Source organism: Streptomyces sp. NPDC057963 (assembly GCF_042887155.1).
Lineage (GTDB): Bacteria > Actinomycetota > Actinomycetes > Streptomycetales > Streptomycetaceae > Streptomyces.
Genome location: NZ_JBHVPX010000001.1, coordinates 62063 through 79150, shown reverse-complemented (window position 1 = coordinate 79150; position 17088 = coordinate 62063). Strand labels below are relative to the sequence as shown.

Sequence of the window (17088 nt, the reverse complement as noted above, 5' to 3'; positions counted from 1 at the left end):
GCGGGCGGAACTCCCCGCGGGCGGCGCGGCGCGGCGGGGCGGGCGGACGGCGGGGCGGGGCCGCGTTCGCCTGCCCCGGGACGGAGGCGGGCTCCTGGTGGGCAGTCAGCGGAGGTACGTCTGCTGCCACTCGATCGAGGTCATGGTGAGCGCGGCCTCGGCGAGGCTCTGGGCAGCGGCGGTCTTGAGCTTGGCCATGCTGCTGTCGATCCAGGGCTGGACGTTCGAGCAGCCCTGCTCGCGGTACTCGACGGCTTGGAGGAGGCATTCGAGTTTGTCCGCATCGTGGGCGCAGATCACTTCGAGGGAGCCGCCGTTTTCGTACTCCTCCACGATCCGCTGAGCCCCGGCCTTCACCGCCGGGTGCGCGGCCGAGACCTGGTCCGCGGTCACCTTCTCGTTGCCGGCGGCTTCGAGGTAGCGACGACCGATGTGCGGGATATCGCTGACGCGGGTCTCCTGCGTGTCGTGCCAGAGCCCGAGGAGGGCGGCCTTCGCCGGGTCGGCGCCCTCCATCATGGCGAGCACGGAGCCGATGAGCGCGACCCTGAAGCTGTGCTCGGCGATGGTCTCGGGGTCCTTGACCCCAGCAATCCACCACCCGCTGCGCTTCGCACGCTTGAGCATCCCCATTTCCAACAGGAAGCCCGCCGTGCCCTTCGTCTGCTCCTGCTCTGTGTCCGCCATGAAATACGCCCTCCGATGAGTCATGCGCGGTTCTCGCGTAGAACGTAATGCACTGAACTGAGTTCTCGCCTTGATCGTGGGGAGATCCCGCCGTGATCGAGCAGTCGCACGGTGTGCGCGCACAGCGCGTCCGCCAGTTCGGTATCCGCCAGAGGCAGCCACTGGTGGGCGGTCAGCAGGGCCCAGAGTGAGTGGACGTACAGGTCCACGTATGCCGGAGCCTGGTGCAGACCGGCGGCGAGTCCGTGAAGGAGGTGCACGGGCTCCCAGTTGGTCGGCCCGCGCCGCATGAAGCCGTCGTCCGGCTGCGGTTCTCGGATCGATCCGAGCCAGTAGGCCCAGTAGTTGAGGTTGGCCGTCTCGGCGGCATCGTCGTCCGCCATGCCCCGGTCGATGAAGTCCAGGAGAGGCTGTCGGTCGCCAAGTCGAGCCAGTGCGACGGCAGTTGACCGTGCTGTTGCCCAGTGGGGTGTCCAGCCGCGGGCTGCGATCAGGTCTCGGCGCGTATGCAGAGCGTGGTTCGTCCAGGTTGCCGCCTCCGGGGCGCGGTCGTACGAGCACAGGTAGAGCGCCTGGCGGTGAAGGAGCAGCCCGTCGTCTCCCGCGCGCAGGGAGGACTCGGCTGTATCCCGGAGTCGGGAGAAGAACATGCTGCGGTCGAGCGTGGGCAGCACCGGAGCGTGAGCGACGGGGCCGCGGCGTCCCGGCGTCGCCCTGCGTCCGAGGACGGGCGGGACTGTGCCGTTCAGCGCCCACGCGATCATGTGGGCCGTATCGCGGGTGTGCACCCAGTAGGCCAGAGGATGCTGTGCCGTGTTCTCCGGGTGGATCGTAGCGGAGATGACACGGTCCGCGTCCATGGCCGGATCGAGAAGGTGGAGGAGGCGCGTGTCCGCCCCCAGGGCCGGTAATCGGCGCCGGAGGTCCAAGAGCGCCCCGGCCTTCACGTTGGCGAGCGGCCTTCGACCGGTCTCCCAGCCTTGCCATGTGTCGAGGTTGACGCCCATCGCTTCGGCCATGCCGACTTGCGTGGTGTTTGAGCTCTCCCGGGCGATGCGGAGTACGAACCCGGCGATCGTGCCCGTTGCCGCACGCCCGCGTGCAGTTCCTTTCACGGCCATGCCGCCCCCTGTGCCCTCGGCCGCCCAACCCGTACTCACAGTCAGTCCTACTTCATCCACGGTGACCGTAGCGTCTGATTCGGAACAGCCACCGTCATCAAGGAGGCCACGATGACTACCGCAGTGGAGACCGCCGTTCGTCCTTGGGGCGCTGGTCGACTCGCCCCGTACCCGACCGTCACCCACCGTCCGTATGCGTCGGTCACGCTCGACCCCGACACTCAGCTTGGCATCTACGCGGACCACACCGGCAAGGCGATCGAGATGGGCAAGCACGGCACCAGCAGTGGCACGGAGACGAGCACGAACACGAACTCGGACTCCGCCCCCGACCAAGGGCACGACCAGGATTCCCAGCAGGACTGACCGGTGACCGACGTGAGGCCGGTGCTCGTGGCCACCGAGGCGGACGATGTCACCTCCGACATGGTGATCACCGAGCTGAACCGGCGAAACGTGCCGGTGGCCAGGTTCAACCCTGCCGACATCGGTGCGGACCTGACGGTCTCCGCTCGGTTCGGAACCTGTCCGGCCCCCGTGGCCGGCCAGGTCTGCACCCCGTCGCGGACCGTGGACCTGACCCATATCCGGTCGGTGTACTGGCGCCGCCCGGTGTGGCCGGCCTTCGACCACCTCGGCGCTGACGACGCGCGGTTCGCGGCGGCGCAGGCCCGCTACGGGCTCGGCGGCATCCTCTACGCCCTCGACGGGCCGCTATGGGTCAACCACCCGCTGCGGAACGCCGCTGCGGACTACAAGCCCACTCAGCTCGCCGTCGCTCAGCGTCTTGGGCTCACGGTGCCACCGACGCTGGTGACGAACGACCCGGACGAGGCGCGGTCCTTTGTCGCGAGCCACGATCAGGTGGTCTTCAAGACGCTCCGGTGGACGCCTTGCCGGCGAGACGGCGTTCCCGTCACCGGATGGGCCGACCCGGTCACCGCGCCCGAGATCGACGAGAGCGTGCGCGTGGTGCCGCACCTGTTCCAGGCCGTCGTGGACAAGGTGGCCGACCTCCGCGTGCTGGTCGTCGGCCGAGAGGCGTTCGCCGTGCGGATCCAGTCCGGAATGCTGGACTGGCGCAAGGACTACTCGGCCCTGTCATACAGCGTGGTGGACCTGCCCGACCGTATGGGGAAGGCCCTCCTTGCTTACCTGGAGCACTTCGGGCTGGTCTCGGGGAGTTTCGATCTCGCGGTGGACAAGGTGGGCGACCTCTGGTGGCTGGAGCTGAACCCGAACGGACAGTGGGGGTGGCTGGAGGAATCCACCGGCCTTGCGATGTCCGCCGCATTTGCTGACCTGCTGACGCAAGGAGTTGTCCCATGACCGACACCGCCCCTCAGCGGCGTGCCCTTGCCGACCGCCTGACGCGGGCGGGCGTTCTCGTCAGCCCCTCGTGGCGGGCGGCGGTGGAGGCCGTCCCCCGCGAGCTGTTCCTGCACCCCGGTGTGTTCCTGCCGGCGGAAGGCTACCGGTGGGAACCCGTCACGGCTGTCGGAGCCGACCCGGAGGAGTGGGCGAAGATCGCCTACCGCGACGAGTCCCTGACTACCCAGCTCGACGGACACCTCACCGCCGACCGGGCCGACGGTCCCGTTGCGGGTTCCCCGACGTCGTCGTCCACCACCCCGGTGACTGTCGTGGACATGATCGAGAAGCTGGAGGTGGAGGACGGACACCAGGTGCTGGAGATCGGTACGGGAACCGGCTACTCCAGCGCCCTGATGTGCTTCCGCCTGGGGGAGGACAATGTGACCACGGTCGAGGTGGACCCGGACGTCTCGGCCCGTGCGGATGCCGCGCTGGAGACGGCCGGGTTCTCGACGTGGACCGTCACGGGAGACGGCCTCCTCGGCCATCCTCGTCGCGCACCGTACGACCGCGTCATTGCCACCTGCGCCGTGCGCCGCATCCCCTACACCTGGATCAGGCAGACCCAGCCGGGTGGCATCATCCTCGCCACGGTCGGCGGGAACTGGCACTACGGCACGGGCCTCGCCAAGGTCACGGTCGCCGAGGGCGGTACCGCCGAGGGCGAGATCGTCGGCCGTAGCTCGTTCATGCAGGCCCGGTCCCAGGCGGAGGTGCCGATCGCCGGTGACCTGTCCGCCCGCACCGCCTACGCCGACAGCGAGCGCGAGTCGAAGCTGTCCCCGCTGCTGCTGGAGGAGTGGATGCCGGCCTTCCTCGCGCAGCTCGCCGCCCCTGGAGCGCATTTCACCCGGGCCACGTCGCCGGAGGGGAACTGGCTGCTGCACCTCTTCGACCCGGGCCGCGAGTCCTTCGCGTCGTTTACGGAGAACGGAGGGAGCTGGACAGTCCGCCAGGGCGGCCCGCTGCCGCTGTGGGACACGATCGAGCAGGCCCTCACCGCGTGGCAGGACGCGGGCAGCCCGGACATCTCCGCCGTACGGTTGCGCATCACACGGGAGACCCACACCTATTGGATCGAAGGCCACCCGGCGCTCCGCTGGCGGCACCACCTTCTCTGATCGAGAGAGACGTGTGCACCGGTGGCCTGTCCCTGGCGGGCCGACTTGGCGGCCGCCTGCAGGGCGACGCGGAAGAGGCCGTCGTTGGCTTCGGCGTGCGCCCGCACGAGAGCTTTCAGGCGTTCGGCGTTCGCTGCCATGAGCCCGTCACCCTTTAGCAGCCAGCTACCCGTGAGGGAGGTCTGTTCCGCTTCCATGACTGGCGTCCCAGCGAGGTCACCAACGACCTGGACCGGGGGAAGAGAACCCCGTCGCGGTCCCGGCCCGGGTGAGAGACCACTCACTGGGCCGGACCATGGCCCAGCACGGCGACCGCCGGGCGGAGAGGGCCCGGGAGCTCGCATCGGGAACAGTGCAGCGCATTGGTCTGGGGAGGATCAGGCGGACGCCCGGATGCGTTGGCCACGCGTTGGCCGTGCAGAAGCGCCGCGCCCCGGGCATTGCCTCGCCAGAGCGGGGGAAATGGAACGACGACCGGGGCCGCCACCCCCCACAGGAGAGGCCCCGGTCGTCTTCCGCGGGGCCGTAGGACGACCCCGTACTCTTCTCAGCGCCGTCACTGCGTTTTCTGTCACACCGCGCCGTGCCGGCGGAATGTTGCGGGTTGTACAAGTCATGGACGCGGCCCCCGCGAAGGACGTAGCGTGCTGAGTCGCGCAGGGTGGCGCGGCAGTGATGACCAGCTGCGATTCAGGACAGCAGGACAGGTTGAGGGAGTGCTGGGGGACGACGCGGAGCTCACTGCCGCGGTGATCGCGGCGCAGGACGGGGACGAAGACGCCTTCCGTACTGTGTACCGCGCTGTGCAGCCGCGGCTGCTGGGCTACATACGGACGCTGGTGGGGGAGCCGGACGCCGAGGACGTGGCGTCCGAGTCGTGGCTGCAGATAGCGCGTGACCTCGACCGCTTCAGCGGCGATGCCGACCGCTTCCGCGGCTGGGCGGCGCGGATAGCCCGCAACCGCGCCCTGGACCATCTGCGGATGCGCGGCAGGCGCCCCGCTGCCGGCGGCGACGAGTCGGAGCTGTCGGACCGGCCGGCCGAATCGGACACCGCCGACGAGGCGATGGAGGCCCTGGCCACCGGCCGCACGATGTCGCTCATCGCCCAGCTGCCGCAGGACCAGGCCGAGGCCGTGGTGCTGCGGGTGGTCGTCGGACTGGACGCGAAGAGCGCGGCGCAGACGCTGGGCAAGCGACCGGGGGCGGTACGCACCGCGGCGCACCGGGGGCTGAAGCGGCTGGCCGAGCTGCTGCGTACGGACGGTCCGGGCGGTGCGGGCGGACGCCGCAGCGACGGCGACAGCGTTGTCGAGGACGGTGACGAGGGCCGGGACGGCGGTGCCGGGGGCGGCGAGGGCGCGGCCGCGGACCGGTCCCCCGCAGGCGGTCCGGCGGACTCGTCCGCCTCGCGCGAGAGCGCTGCGGGCCGGACGGCGGAACTCGGCGCCGTACCCGCACAGCGCCCTTCCCGCAACGGTCTGGCGGCGCCGGCCGGTGTGACGCATTCGCGTCTGTCGACGCAGAAGGACATGTGATGGCCGACGAGCACTACGAATGGCTCGACAAGGACGCGGCGGAGAGATTGCTCCGCGGCGAACCGGCCGATCCCGTCGGTGGCCACGCGTGTACGGAAGCGGAGATGCTCGCTGCAGCGCTGGACGCCGCCGCGCGTGCCGCCCGCCCGGCCACCGGCGAACTGCCGGGCGAGGCCGCGGCGCTGGCCGCCTTCCGCACCGCCGCGCACTCCGCACGCGCGCGGACCCGGGCGGCGCACCCGCAGGTGAAGGGGCACGCCGAGCAGACGTCCGGACCGGCACGGCCCGACGTACTCGAACCGGTGCACATCCGGCCCGCCTCCGGCGGCACCGCGGCGAACACCTCGGCCGCGGGGCCCCGCCGTACCCGCCCGCCGCGCTGGAGCAGGCCCATCCGCTTCGGCCTGGTCGCCTCCTTCGCGGGCTGCGCGCTCGGCGGGGTGGCCGTGGCCGCGGGCACGGGGATGCTCCCCGGACCGTTCGGCGGGCACGACCCCGTACCGGCCACCTCCGTCTCGGCCGCGGCGACGCCCGAGGAGCTCGGCTCGGGGACCCTCACCGACGAGACCCCGCTTCCGCGGCGGTCCGCCTCCCCGGACACGGAGCCCTCCGCGCCCCGGGCGGACCCCTCCGCGCCCGGCGGCCACCGGGACAGCGGCAAGAGCCAGAACCGCAAGGGCGGCGACGAGAGCCGGAAGCCCGGCGGTGCCGCGGGCGGGTCGTCGAAGGGCACCGGGAACGGCAAGGCGCCCGGGGGCTCCGGGGGCCTCGCCGCCGGAGACTGGTACACCAGGGCGCTCAAGGCCTGCCGTGCCTACCGTGGCGGCGATCTGGACGACGCCAGCAGGCGGAGGCTCGAAGCGCTGGCGAAGGGCGCCCGCAATCTGGACCGGTTCTGCGACCGCGTGATCGCCCGAGCAGGAAAGGGCGGCCAGGGCAACCAGGGCAACGGGAACGGCAACGGCAACGGCAACGGGAACGACGACGAGCAGGGCGGCGACGGCGATGCGAACGGGGACGGCGGAGGGAACTCCGGCAGGCTCCCGCCGATCCGGTTCACCACCACCCCGTCGCCGTCGACCTCGGACTCCGCCCCCGCCGCCCCGCCGGCGGCGGGGCGAGCGGCCGGCGCAGCCGCGGGCTCATCCCGCTGAGTGCCCGCGCGCCGGCCCTTCTGCACGCCGCCCACCAGCGGGTGTGACGTCCGGGTGTGACGTTTTTCGAGGCCGCGACGCAGTACAGAATGAGCCGACTGGTCATCGGCGGCGCACAGAGCCGGGGTTCCCCCCGTACCTTCGGCTCAGCGCATCGGCGCGGGCGGGACACGTTCCCCCGGTCCCGTCCGCGCCCCTTTCCCTCCGGCTTCCTCCGGCTCCCCTCAGCTCAGCTCCCTCTGACTTCCTTCGGCTCCTTCCGGCTCCTTCCGGCTCCTTCCGGCTTCCTCCGGCTTCCTCCGGCCGGACGGGCCCTACCCGTAGACGACGACCTTGTCGCCCGTCTTCACCTGGGCGAAGAGCGAGGCGATCTTTCCCTCGTCCCGGACATTGACGCAGCCGTGCGAGGCGCCGCTGTAGCCGCGGGCCGCGAAGTCCGCCGAGTAGTGCACCGCCTGGCCGCCGCTGAAGAACATCGCGTACGGCATGGCCGTGTGATAGATCGTCGACACGTGGTGCCGGGACTTCCAGTAGACGGAGAAGGTGCCCTCGCGGGTCGGCGTGTACTGGGAGCCGAAGCGGACGTCCATCGACGAGACGACGCGGCCGTCGATCATCCAGGACAGCGTCCGGCTGTTCTTGCTGATGCAGAGCACCCGCCCCGTCATGCAGCGCTTGTCCGGCTTGGCCACGGGCACGGTGGTCGGCGGGTTCAGCTCGGCCGCGGTCGGCTCGCGCGTCATGCCGAGCAGCTTCTGCCAGGTCACGGTGTCCGTCCTGCCCGTGGCGGAGAGGCCGCGCCTGCCCTGGAAGGACCGGACGGCGGCGGCCGTGAGGGTGCCGTAGTAGCCGGTGGGGGAGCGGTCGAAATGGCCGATCTGCCGCAGCCGGGCCTGTAGCTCCCGCACCTGCTTGCCCTGGGAACCGCTCGCCATCAGCGTCGTGCCCTGCGGGTCCGGCGGCTTCGGGGCGGGCGTCTCCCCCGCCACGGGGGCCTTCGAGGACGGCGACGGCGACGGCGCGTGCGGCGAGGACGGCTGCCGGGCGGGCGGCTTGGCGTCGTCGGTCGCCGAGGCCCGGGGCGGTGCCGCCGGGGCCGCCGACGCGCCGTCGGCAAGCTGCGCCTTGCAGCCGGCGGTCGCGGCGGTCATGGCGAGAACGGCGAGTGCCGCCGCGGCCGTCTTTCCCGGCCGGCCCCGTGCTCCGCGTCGTGACGTGCTTGCGGTGGTGCTGCCTGTCATCTCGGCCCCCTGCTTCTCCGGGTTGCTCCGGTGTCCCCTTGGACGGATTCCCGCTCTGCCCGGTTGCCAAAGCCCGCGCATGATGGGGAGAGCGGCGGCGGGGTCCGTGGCGGAGGGCTGTGAGCAAGGTCCCAGCCCGTGCCCCTCCACCGGTCTCGTGCCCGCCGCTACAGTCCGTCGCGGGAATCATTTGTTACCAGTAAGTAGTCCTATAGAACGGCTTCAGCGGGAGGCACAGCACATGACGCGCGAGTCGGAGTCGGGACTGCCCATCGAGCCGGTGTACGGGCCGGACGCGCTCGACGGGTGGAGCCCCGACGACAAGCTGGGAGAGCCGGGTGCCTACCCCTTCACGCGCGGTGTCTACCCCACGATGTACACCGGCAGGCCGTGGACGATGCGCCAGTACGCGGGCTTCGGTACGGCGACGGAGTCCAACGCGCGTTACAAGCAGCTGATCGCCAACGGCACGACGGGCCTCTCCGTCGCCTTCGACCTGCCCACCCAGATGGGCCACGACTCCGACGCGGCGATCGCGTCCGGCGAGGTCGGCAAGGTCGGGGTCGCGATCGACTCGATCGACGACATGCGGGTCCTGTTCGACGGGATTCCGCTGGACGAGGTCTCCACGTCCATGACGATCAACGCCCCGGCCGCGCTGCTCCTCCTGCTGTACCAGCTGGTCGGCGAGGAGCAGGGCGTCCCGGCTCACCGGCTCACCGGCACCATCCAGAACGATGTGCTCAAGGAGTACATCGCGCGCGGCACGTACATCTTCCCGCCGGCGCCCTCGCTCCGGCTGATCGCCGACATCTTCCAGTACTGCCGGGCCGAGATCCCGAAGTGGAACACCATCTCGATCTCCGGCTACCACATGGCGGAGGCCGGCGCCTCGCCCGCACAGGAGATCGCGTTCACCCTCGCCGACGGCATCGAGTACGTCCGTACCGCCGTCGCCGCCGGCATGGACGTCGACGAGTTCGCGCCGCGTCTCTCCTTCTTCTTCGTCGCCCGCACGACGATCCTCGAAGAGGTCGCCAAGTTCCGTGCCGCCCGCCGGATCTGGGCGCGGGTGATGAAGGAGGAGTTCGGCGCGGAGAACCCCAAGTCGCTGATGCTGCGCTTCCACACCCAGACCGCGGGCGTCCAGCTCACCGCCCAGCAGCCCGAGGTCAACCTGGTGCGCGTGGCCGTCCAGGGCCTGGCCGCGGTCCTCGGCGGTACGCAGTCGCTGCACACCAACTCCTTCGACGAGGCGATCGCCCTCCCGACCGACAAGTCCGCCCGCCTCGCCCTGCGCACCCAGCAGGTCCTGGCGTACGAGACGGACGTCACCGCGACCGTCGACCCGTTCGCGGGGTCGTACGTCGTCGAGAGGATGACGGACGACGTCGAAGCCGCCGCTCTGGAGCTGATGCTCAAGGTCGAGGACATGGGCGGCGCGGTCGAGGCGATCGAGCGCGGCTTCCAGAAGAACGAGATCGAGCGCAGCGCGTACCGCATCGCCCTGGAGACCGACAGCGCGGAGCGCGTCGTGGTCGGCGTCAACCGCTTCCAGCTCGACGAGGAGGAGCCGTACGAGCCGCTGCGCGTCGACCCCGCGATCGAGGCCCAGCAGGCGGCCCGCCTGGCGAAACTCCGCGCCGAACGCGACCGGGGCGCGGTGGACGCGGCACTGGCACGGCTGCGGAAGGCCGCCGAGGGCACGGACAACGTCCTGTACCCGATGAAGGACGCCCTCAAGGCGCGGGCGACGGTGGGCGAGGTCTGCAATGCGCTGCGCGACGTGTGGGGGACGTACGCGCCGTCGGACGCGTTCTGAGGCGGTGTCCGCCCGCAGGGGTGATCTCTCGCTGAATGCCCACGGCCACGGTCGATGGGACGCCCCTGCCATGAAGAACTGCTACGCCGCCCACGTCTTCCGCTCGGTGGTGGAGGTGACGTCCACCAACTGGGCGGACGATCTCGGTCCCAAGGTCGAGGGCTGCGCCCAGGCGGGCATTCCGGCCTACGTCGTGGCCGATCGCAAGCATGACCAGGTACTGCTCCGCAGCGATCCACGGAGCGCCGAGTACAGGGACGAGGTGCCCCACAAGCGCGGGTCGTCGTTCACCGTGCCGGACGTGGTCGGTGTCGAGATGAAGCTCTCCGCGGACCGCCTCCCCGACGGTGACGAGGACCGGCCCCGGTCTCTCCCCGAACCCCCCGAACGCGGTGTCGTACCCGCGTGCGACACTCCGTTCCATGCTGGGTGTCACCGACCTTCCGACCTACCTCGTCGGCCTGCTGCTGATCGTTCTTCTGCCGGGGCCGAATTCGCTGTACGTGCTGTCCGTCGCCGCCCGGCGCGGTGTGCGGACCGGCTATGTGGCCGCGGCCGGGGTGTGGACCGGGGACACGGTGCTGATGACGCTGTCCGCGCTCGGGGCCTCGTCGCTGCTGCGGACGACGCCGGTGCTGTTCGCCGTCGTCAAGTTCGCGGGTGCGGGCTATCTGACCTGGCTGGCGATCGGCATGCTGCGGGCCGCGGTGGCCATGTGGCGCGAACGGCACCGGCGGGTGGCCGAGTTGACCGGGGAGAGCGCCGGGCCCGAGGCCGCCACGGCGATGGAGCGGCCGTACCGGCGGGCGCTGGTGGTCAGTCTCGTCAACCCGAAGGCGATCCTGTTCCTGATCTCGTTCTTCGTGCAGTTCGTCGACCCCGGCTACGCCTACCCGGCGCTGTCCTTCCTGGTGCTGGGCACCCTGCTCCAGATCGCCAGCTTCCTCTATCTGTCGATGCTGATATTCGGCGGCACCCGCCTGTCCGCCGCGTTCCGCCGTCGCAAGCGGCTGTCGGCGGGGGCCACTTCGGCGGCCGGTCTGCTGTTCCTCGGGTTCGCGGCGAAGCTCTCGCTCAGCAGCGTGTGACCGCGGCGAGGCCGAGCGGGGCCAGGTACTCGGCGAGCCCCGAGGCGTCCTCGCCCGCCCAGCCGATGTAGCCGTCGGGGCGGACCAGGAACAGGCCCTTTCCGTACGCCTCGCAGGCGTCCGTACGGTGGACGCGGACCGTCTCGCCGTCGGACACGGGCAGTTCGGTGTCCGTGCCGACCGCGAGCAGGGTGAAGTGCGGGCCGCGGAAGACGTCGAAGAGGCGCCGGCCCCCGGCCGTCGGGCCGTCCGGGGCGCGGTCGCCGGAGTGCAGGGCGCCGGCCCGGCCCGCCGACAGCGGGCCCTCGCGGTAGCCGAGGCCGAGCTGCTGGGCCGCCGCGCCGCGTTTCTGCTCGCCGCGGTGGATGCGGGTGGACAGGCCGAGCATGTCGGCGGCGATCGGGCGGCGCTCCTGTTCGTAACTGTCGAGCAGGGCGGCCGGCGCCCCGTACCGCAGGACCTGGCCGAGCTTCCAGCCCAGGTTGTACGCGTCCTGGACGCTGGTGTTCAGGCCCTGGCCGCCCGCGGGGGAGTGCACGTGCGCGGCGTCGCCCGCCAGGAAGACCCGCCCGTCGCGGAACCGGTCGGCCAGCGCCGCGCGCGGCCGGAAGTCGGAGGACCAGCGGACCTCGGTGACGTCCCGCGCCGCCAGGTGGGTGCGGGCGGCGACCAGCGCGCGCACCCCCTCCGGGGACGTGTCGGGCGCGCCCTCCTTGAACTGGGCGACCAGCTGGAAGTCCGCCGTACCGGGCAGCGGGCAGAGCGCGAGGAAGCCCTGTTCGCCGCTCATCACATGCCAGTTGTCCCGGTCCAGCGCGTCCTCGGCCACCCGCACGTCGGCGACCAGCATCGGCGCCGGGTCCACCTCCCCCGAACCCCCGGCTCCGTCCGAGCCGGGGAGACCCCCCTCGCCGGTCATCGCGATCCCCAGCGCGCGCCGGACGGTGCTGCGGCCGCCGTCCGCCGCGACCAGGAACGAGGCCCGGACCGGGCCCGTGGTCAGGTGGGCGGTGACGCCGTCCGCGTCCTGGTCGAGTCCGGTCAGCGCGGTGGAGAAGGCGACCTCGCCGCCCAGCTCGCGCAGCCGGGCCAGCAGGATCTCCTGGGTGCGCCACTGCGGCATCAGCCACGGCGCCCCGTACGGCTCGGCGTCCGTCGGGTCCGCGCGGCGGAACATGTCGTACTCCCGCTGCCGCTCCCCGTCCTGCCAGACCATCCCCACCGGGGCCGGGCCGCCGTGCTCGCGCACCGCGTCGCCGACCCCGAGGTCGTCGAGGACTTCCCTGGTGCGCGGCTGGATGCCCTTGCCGCGTGAGCCGGGGAAGAGGGCGGGCGCCCGCTCGACGACCAGGGCGCGTACGCCGCGCCGGGCCAGGTCGCAGCCGAGGGCCAGGCCGCAGGGGCCGGCGCCGACGATCAGGACCCCAGTTTCCTTAACGTTGTTAAGTTCCATGATTCGGAGTCTGTGCTTAACGCTGTTAAATTGTCAAGGTGGGCACAACGAAGATCGACCGGGCGCGGGTGGCCGACACCGGGCTGCGGCTGCTGAACGAGGTGGGCCTCGACGGGCTCACCCTGCGCGCCATCGCCAGGGAACTGGACGTCAAGGCCCCCGCGCTCTACTGGCACTTCAAGGACAAGCAGGCACTCCTCGACGAGATGGCCACGGTGATGTACCGCCGGATGCTCGACGAGGACCTGCCGGGGTCGGCCCCGGAGCGCTGGCAGGACCAGCTCGTCGCGTACAACAGCGCACTGCGCACCGCTCTGCTGCGCTACCGCGACGGGGCGAAGGTCTACAGCGGCGCACGCTTCACCGGTACCGACCACGCCGACGGGCTGGAGTCCCATCTGCGCACGATGGTCGCCGCCGGTTTCGAGCTGTGGCAGGCCGTCCGGGCGGGCACCACCGCGTACTCGTACACCATGGGCTTCGTCACCGAGGAGCAGGGCGTCCAGCCGATGCCGGACGAGCGGCGCGACGGCTTCGACATCGGCGAGCGCGCGGACCGCATGGCCGCGTATCCGCTCGCCGCGGCGGCCGGTGCCGAGATCTTCGCCCGCTACGACGAACACTTCGAGGACGGACTGCGGCTGATCGTCGCGGGCATCGAAGCGCGGTACGGGGTGGGCTGACGGGGCCGGGGCCGGCGCGGGCCCTGCCCCGTCGGCGGACGGCCCGCGCCACGCCCGTCGCTCACACCGCCCGCAGGTACGCCGACGTCGACACCCTGCCCAGCATCCGCAGCCGGGACGAGCCGTCCGCCAGATGCTTGTCCAGGGCCTCCTGGACACCGGGCCACGACGCGTCGCCGTAGTCGTCGAGGACGACGATGCCACCCGGGGCGGCGATCCGCTCGACCCAGTCCAGGTCGGCCGCCACTCCTTCGAGGGAGTGGTCACCGTCCACGACGACCACGCCGTACGCCCGGTCGGAGACCGCGTCCCGCACCTCGGGGTCCGAGGAGAAACCCTGCCGGATCCGGGTCTCCCGCGCCGAACTTCCGCCGCAGAGCGCCAGGTTGGCCCGTACCACGTCCGCACGCACCGGGGTGCCCGTGGGGTCGGCGGGCTGCGCGGTGCCCGGCTGGAGCTGGAAGCCGGCCAGCGGGTCGACGATCGTCAGGTCCGGTTCGATGCCCGCCCGGTGCACCATGCGCGTCAGCGCGGAGGCGAACAGCCCGTACAGGGTGCCGATTTCGAGAATGCTTCCGTTCGGCGGCGAGAGCAGCGGTACGGTCGCCAGCTTCCCGCACACATTGGACGTGGAACCGGCCAGCCTGCCCACCCCGAGAGCCTCCAGCGCCACGACCGTGCGGTAGGCGACGACGGCGCTGCGCCGGGCATGCGCCTCGTTGCCGCACAAGTCGGCTATCTGGCGGACCAGTTCATCCATCTCCCGGGCCGGCGGGATGCGGTGCGCGCCCCGGCCCGTGCCGTCGAGCAGCAGCCCGAGGGCGTACTGGCTCCGCCGCATGTCCTCGGCGTCCCTGCGCAGCACGTCGAGCTCGCTGCGCAGTTGTTCGGCGGTGCGGTCCACGCGCAGCCGGATGTGCCGGTCGACCAGGGTGATGGCGGGGCGCAGGGCGCGCTTCGTCAAGCGGTTGCGCAGAAGGGAGGGCATGGCTGGGAACGTACGCGGGCGCGATGTGCGGGGCCCACCACGTGGCGATGGTGATCAGGTGAAGTCTCGGTGTCGCCGTGGGAATGCGAACGTGTCCATGTTTTGGGGGAGTTGAGGACATTGCGGCGACGTCCGATCCGGGCGGGCCGGTGGGGCCAGTCGGGCCAGTGGGGCCAGCCGGCCCGGACCGGTTCACCGGGGCGATCCGGGTGATCGGGGGGAAGCCGGGGCGGTGGCCGGAGAGCGGAAAGGGATGGATCGCCGACCACCGGGACCGCGTCCACCACCCCGTCGAGCGGTTGTGACGGCCGCTTGACGCGACGGCCCTTCCGGATCGGGTTCCTCCGGAAGGGCTGGGGGCGCGGGAGAGCGCGGATGCGTCCGCCGCCCCGTTCACATGGCCGGAGAACGCGTCAGCCCGCCGCCGCCCGCTTCAACGTGCGGGCCCTGCGGGCGAGGCGGCGCACCGTCGCGTTGCGCGGGATGAACGCGAGCTGCGCGGGGAGGGCGCCGGGCAGCCCCAGTGCGGTCAGCCGGCGCCGTTTGAAATAGCGCCAGATGTCGCTGTGCCGGCCGCTGAGGTAGCGCTCGGCGTCGGGGCGCAGACCGGCCTGGATCTGCGGTTGCATGGCGTAGCCGACCGCGCTGATCAGGCCGGTCGGTTCACCCCGGACCTGTTCCGCGGAGGGGAGCGACCAGCCGGTGACGGCGGCCGGGTCCTCCAGGTCGGGCAGCAGCGCGTCGACGATGGTCAGCGGGATGCGGTTGCTGTTCTGGTACGGGGCGAGCTGCTCCAGCAGGGTGTCGGTGCCGACGCGGGCGACCGGGAGGCCGTAGAACGAAGCGGCGGTGAGCAGCGCGGTGGAGAAGCAGCCGATGACCAGAGCCGGCCGCATGCTCCGGAAGAGCGCCTCGGCGAGGACGGGGCTGTCGAGAACGGTGAGTTCGGCGCCGAGCCGCTCCGCCTCCTGCTCCAGCAGCCGTGCCCAGTGGCCCGGCGCGCTGGGGTGCGGCTTGAAGACGATCCGGGTGTGGCCGAGCGCCACGGCACCGCGCAGCATCCGCGCGTGCAGTTCCTCCTCCTCCTGAGAGGTCAGGATGCCGAGCGTGGAGAGGTACTGGCCGAGCAGCAGGGCCGGTGCCGGGCCGGAAGGACCGTGGGTGCCCGCCGATCCGGCGAGCTCGTCCAGTACCTTCAGAAAGACGTCCGTCGGCACGACTTCGGACTCGACGCCGAACTCGGTCAGCAGCAGGGGCCGCAGGCCGGGCACCAGGTCCAGGTGGAGCAGCCTGCGGATACGGGTGCCGATCAACTGGTCGATCCTGCTGCGGGTCGGTCCGTAGCTCATCAGGCCGTCGGCGTAGATGTGCACCGGGCTCTCGCCGAAGATCAGAGCGAGAGCCTGGGAGGGATTGGCCTGGATGGACTCGCAGGCGATCTCGACCGGTTCGTCCCCGAGGTCCCACGCCGTGCGCACGGCCCGCTCCCACAGCGAGGCGTCCTGCTCCCGGGGCGACCATCCGGCGGGGTGGAACGGCTCGATGAAGTCGTTCCAGGAATGCACCGTGTCGAATTCGAACGCCAATTTCTCGAATCCGGGCCTGCGGTGGAGCGGAGTGCCCAGTTCGGGGGAGGGCGAGGTGTCGCTCACGACGAGAATGCGCCGGTGTCCGGACCGCGGACCGAACTGGCCCGCGCGCAGCGCCGCGACGACCGTGGCGACGGAGTACTGCGTGCACGCGAAGAAGATCTGAGTGGTGGACCGGCCGACCGGCGCGGTGTACGTGCCAGTCATCAGGCCGCGACCTCCCGGGACACGGAGCGGCGCCGTACGCGGCGCAACTGGGCCGCACGGCGGTCGCCCAGCGAATGCAGCGTATCGGCGAGAATGTCCTGGGGCATACGCCGCAGGGACGCCGCGCTCAGGGAGCGCAATTTCCGTGCCACTGCCGGTTCGAACCTTTCGATGGATTCCAGATGGTGCGCCATGACCGCGCAATAGGTCCGTACCGCCTTCGGGAGCAGGCGTTCCGCCTCGGGATCCTGTGCCGTTTCCTCAAGCACCTGATCGAATGCCCGGATGAAGTCGAGCTGCCGCACATCGCCGATCTGGGTGAGCGAGGACGCCACGCCGCGCCGGTAGAAGACCCCCAGCAGGCCGACCACGGCGAAGGACTCGGCCTCGCGGTGCAGACGCCAGATCCAGGGCCGGTCCTCGGCCGTGCGCAGCCCGTCCTGGAAGCGCAGCAGCCCCGACTCCGCGAGCCGGCGGTGGTAGGCGCCGGCCCAGGCGTACGCGTAGTCCACGGGCGTCGACTTGTCGGACGGCAGAATCACGTCGCGCGGCCGCATGACGGTGCCGCGCAGTCCGTGCGGCACCTGGTGGACGGTGCGCACCCGGTCCGTGAACTGGACGTGGTCCGTGCGTACGAAATCGCAGCCCAGATCCGTGATGGCGGCGAGGAGCCGGTCGTAGTAGCCGGGGGCCGCCCAGTCGTCGCCGTCGAGGAAGGTGAGGTACTCGCCGCGCGCCGCGTCGATACCCGTGTTGCGTGCGGTGGCCAGGCCTCCGTTCTTCTCGTGTCTGACCAGGACGGCACCGGGGATCTCGCGCTCGGCGCGCATGAGGATCTCCGGAGTCCCATCGGTCGAACAGTCGTCGACGAGGATGAATTCGAAGCCCTCGCGGGCATTGGCCCGCAGACTTCGCAAGGTGTCGGGAGCATATGCCTGCACGTTGTAGAACGGCACGATGACGGAGAGCTTAACCACGAGTCACACGCTAGGCGGGGGCCCGTCATTTGCCTTGGCCCCGGA

Annotated in this window: 15 protein-coding genes and 1 pseudogene; 9 read left to right on the top strand and 7 right to left on the bottom strand. The window is 71.2% G+C overall.

Going from position 1 to position 17088, the window contains the following annotated elements:
- Window positions 1-105: 105 nt before the first annotated feature.
- Window positions 106-687: an HD family hydrolase gene (locus tag ACFVT1_RS00320; protein ID WP_389791149.1), complete on the bottom strand. Its 582-nt coding sequence runs from the start codon at window positions 685-687 to the stop codon at window positions 106-108.
- Between the two features lie 20 nt (window positions 688-707).
- The gene (locus tag ACFVT1_RS00315; protein ID WP_389791147.1) at window positions 708-1706 is read right to left on the bottom strand and encodes an XRE family transcriptional regulator; all 999 of its coding nucleotides are present in this window, start codon (window positions 1704-1706) and stop codon (window positions 708-710) included.
- A 213-nt stretch (window positions 1707-1919) separates the two neighbouring features.
- Between ACFVT1_RS00315 and tgmA the strand changes: the two genes are divergently transcribed.
- The 5 genes from tgmA to ACFVT1_RS00290 all read left to right on the top strand — a co-directional run bounded on the left by tgmA (window position 1920) and on the right by ACFVT1_RS00290 (window position 6995).
- Window positions 1920-2174 carry a putative ATP-grasp-modified RiPP gene (tgmA, locus tag ACFVT1_RS00310; protein ID WP_389791145.1) on the top strand — a complete coding sequence of 85 codons (255 nt, stop codon included), beginning with the start codon at window positions 1920-1922 and terminating at the stop codon, window positions 2172-2174.
- A gap of 3 nt (window positions 2175-2177) precedes the next feature.
- On the top strand, window positions 2178-3137 hold the full coding sequence (tgmB, locus tag ACFVT1_RS00305) for an ATP-grasp ribosomal peptide maturase (RefSeq protein WP_389791143.1): 960 nt from the start codon (window positions 2178-2180) through the stop codon (window positions 3135-3137).
- Window positions 3134-4303, top strand: coding sequence for an ATP-grasp peptide maturase system methyltransferase (gene tgmC, locus ACFVT1_RS00300; RefSeq protein WP_389791142.1), 1170 nt, complete (start codon window positions 3134-3136; stop codon window positions 4301-4303). The genes tgmB and tgmC overlap by 4 nt, the downstream gene beginning before the upstream one ends.
- Before the next feature lie 716 nt (window positions 4304-5019).
- Window positions 5020-5841, top strand: a complete 822-nt coding sequence (locus ACFVT1_RS00295; protein ID WP_389792191.1) for an RNA polymerase sigma factor — start codon at window positions 5020-5022, stop codon at window positions 5839-5841.
- Entirely contained in the window at window positions 5841-6995 is a 1155-nt protein-coding gene (locus ACFVT1_RS00290; RefSeq protein WP_389791140.1) for a hypothetical protein, read from the top strand. Before ACFVT1_RS00295 ends, ACFVT1_RS00290 begins: the two co-directional genes overlap by 1 nt.
- A gap of 314 nt (window positions 6996-7309) precedes the next feature.
- Here ACFVT1_RS00290 and ACFVT1_RS00285 read toward each other — a convergent pair whose 3' ends face one another.
- Window positions 7310-8236: a L,D-transpeptidase family protein gene (locus ACFVT1_RS00285; protein ID WP_389791138.1), complete on the bottom strand. Its 927-nt coding sequence runs from the start codon at window positions 8234-8236 to the stop codon at window positions 7310-7312.
- 241 nt (window positions 8237-8477) lie between these two features.
- Between ACFVT1_RS00285 and ACFVT1_RS00280 the strand changes: the two genes are divergently transcribed.
- From ACFVT1_RS00280 to leuE, 3 genes and pseudogenes are all read left to right on the top strand, one after another.
- Window positions 8478-10058 carry a methylmalonyl-CoA mutase gene (locus ACFVT1_RS00280; RefSeq protein ID WP_389791136.1) on the top strand — a complete coding sequence of 527 codons (1581 nt, stop codon included), beginning with the start codon at window positions 8478-8480 and terminating at the stop codon, window positions 10056-10058.
- Window positions 10009-10365, top strand: a pseudogene (locus ACFVT1_RS00275) (Uma2 family endonuclease); the annotation flags it as partial. The gene ACFVT1_RS00280 and the pseudogene ACFVT1_RS00275, both read left to right, overlap by 50 nt.
- A gap of 115 nt (window positions 10366-10480) precedes the next feature.
- Window positions 10481-11146 (top strand): leucine efflux protein LeuE, encoded by a 666-nt coding sequence (gene leuE / locus ACFVT1_RS00270; protein ID WP_389791134.1) that lies wholly within the window; start codon window positions 10481-10483, stop codon window positions 11144-11146.
- Here the strand turns inward: leuE and ACFVT1_RS00265 are convergent.
- A complete protein-coding gene (locus tag ACFVT1_RS00265) occupies window positions 11133-12599 on the bottom strand; it encodes an FAD-dependent monooxygenase (protein WP_389791132.1) in 1467 nt (488 codons plus the stop codon). The two genes, leuE and ACFVT1_RS00265, sit on opposite strands and share 14 nt — an antisense overlap.
- Window positions 12600-12637: 38 nt before the next feature.
- Between ACFVT1_RS00265 and ACFVT1_RS00260 the strand changes: the two genes are divergently transcribed.
- A complete protein-coding gene (locus ACFVT1_RS00260; RefSeq protein ID WP_389791130.1) occupies window positions 12638-13282 on the top strand; it encodes a TetR/AcrR family transcriptional regulator C-terminal domain-containing protein in 645 nt (214 codons plus the stop codon).
- Between the two features lie 61 nt (window positions 13283-13343).
- Here the strand turns inward: ACFVT1_RS00260 and ACFVT1_RS00255 are convergent, their stop codons facing one another.
- The 3 genes from ACFVT1_RS00255 to ACFVT1_RS00245 form a co-directional block, all read right to left on the bottom strand.
- Window positions 13344-14270, bottom strand: coding sequence for a class I SAM-dependent methyltransferase (locus ACFVT1_RS00255; protein WP_389791128.1), 927 nt, complete (start codon window positions 14268-14270; stop codon window positions 13344-13346).
- A 413-nt stretch (window positions 14271-14683) separates the two neighbouring features.
- A complete protein-coding gene (locus tag ACFVT1_RS00250; RefSeq protein ID WP_389791126.1) occupies window positions 14684-16066 on the bottom strand; it encodes a polysialyltransferase family glycosyltransferase in 1383 nt (460 codons plus the stop codon).
- On the bottom strand, window positions 16066-17043 hold the full coding sequence (locus ACFVT1_RS00245; protein WP_389791124.1) for a glycosyltransferase family 2 protein: 978 nt from the start codon (window positions 17041-17043) through the stop codon (window positions 16066-16068). The genes ACFVT1_RS00250 and ACFVT1_RS00245 overlap by 1 nt, the downstream gene beginning before the upstream one ends.
- Window positions 17044-17088: the final 45 nt, after the last annotated feature.

Excerpts from the sequence above, each read along its gene's own strand:
- ACFVT1_RS00320 (WP_389791149.1), bottom strand. The coding sequence starts at position 687 with ATGGCGGACACAGAGCAGGAGCAGACGAAGGGCACGGCGGGCTTCCTG.
- ACFVT1_RS00315 (WP_389791147.1), bottom strand. The coding sequence starts at position 1,706 with ATGGCCGAAGCGATGGGCGTCAACCTCGACACATGGCAAGGCTGGGAG.
- tgmA (WP_389791145.1), top strand. The coding sequence starts at position 1,920 with ATGACTACCGCAGTGGAGACCGCCGTTCGTCCTTGGGGCGCTGGTCGA.
- tgmC (WP_389791142.1), top strand. The coding sequence starts at position 3,134 with ATGACCGACACCGCCCCTCAGCGGCGTGCCCTTGCCGACCGCCTGACG.
- ACFVT1_RS00290 (WP_389791140.1), top strand. The coding sequence starts at position 5,841 with ATGGCCGACGAGCACTACGAATGGCTCGACAAGGACGCGGCGGAGAGA.
- ACFVT1_RS00285 (WP_389791138.1), bottom strand. The coding sequence starts at position 8,236 with ATGACAGGCAGCACCACCGCAAGCACGTCACGACGCGGAGCACGGGGC.
- ACFVT1_RS00280 (WP_389791136.1), top strand. The coding sequence starts at position 8,478 with ATGACGCGCGAGTCGGAGTCGGGACTGCCCATCGAGCCGGTGTACGGG.
- leuE (WP_389791134.1), top strand. The coding sequence starts at position 10,481 with ATGCTGGGTGTCACCGACCTTCCGACCTACCTCGTCGGCCTGCTGCTG.
- ACFVT1_RS00265 (WP_389791132.1), bottom strand. The coding sequence starts at position 12,599 with ATGGAACTTAACAACGTTAAGGAAACTGGGGTCCTGATCGTCGGCGCC.
- ACFVT1_RS00255 (WP_389791128.1), bottom strand. The coding sequence starts at position 14,270 with ATGCCCTCCCTTCTGCGCAACCGCTTGACGAAGCGCGCCCTGCGCCCC.
- ACFVT1_RS00250 (WP_389791126.1), bottom strand. The coding sequence starts at position 16,066 with ATGACTGGCACGTACACCGCGCCGGTCGGCCGGTCCACCACTCAGATC.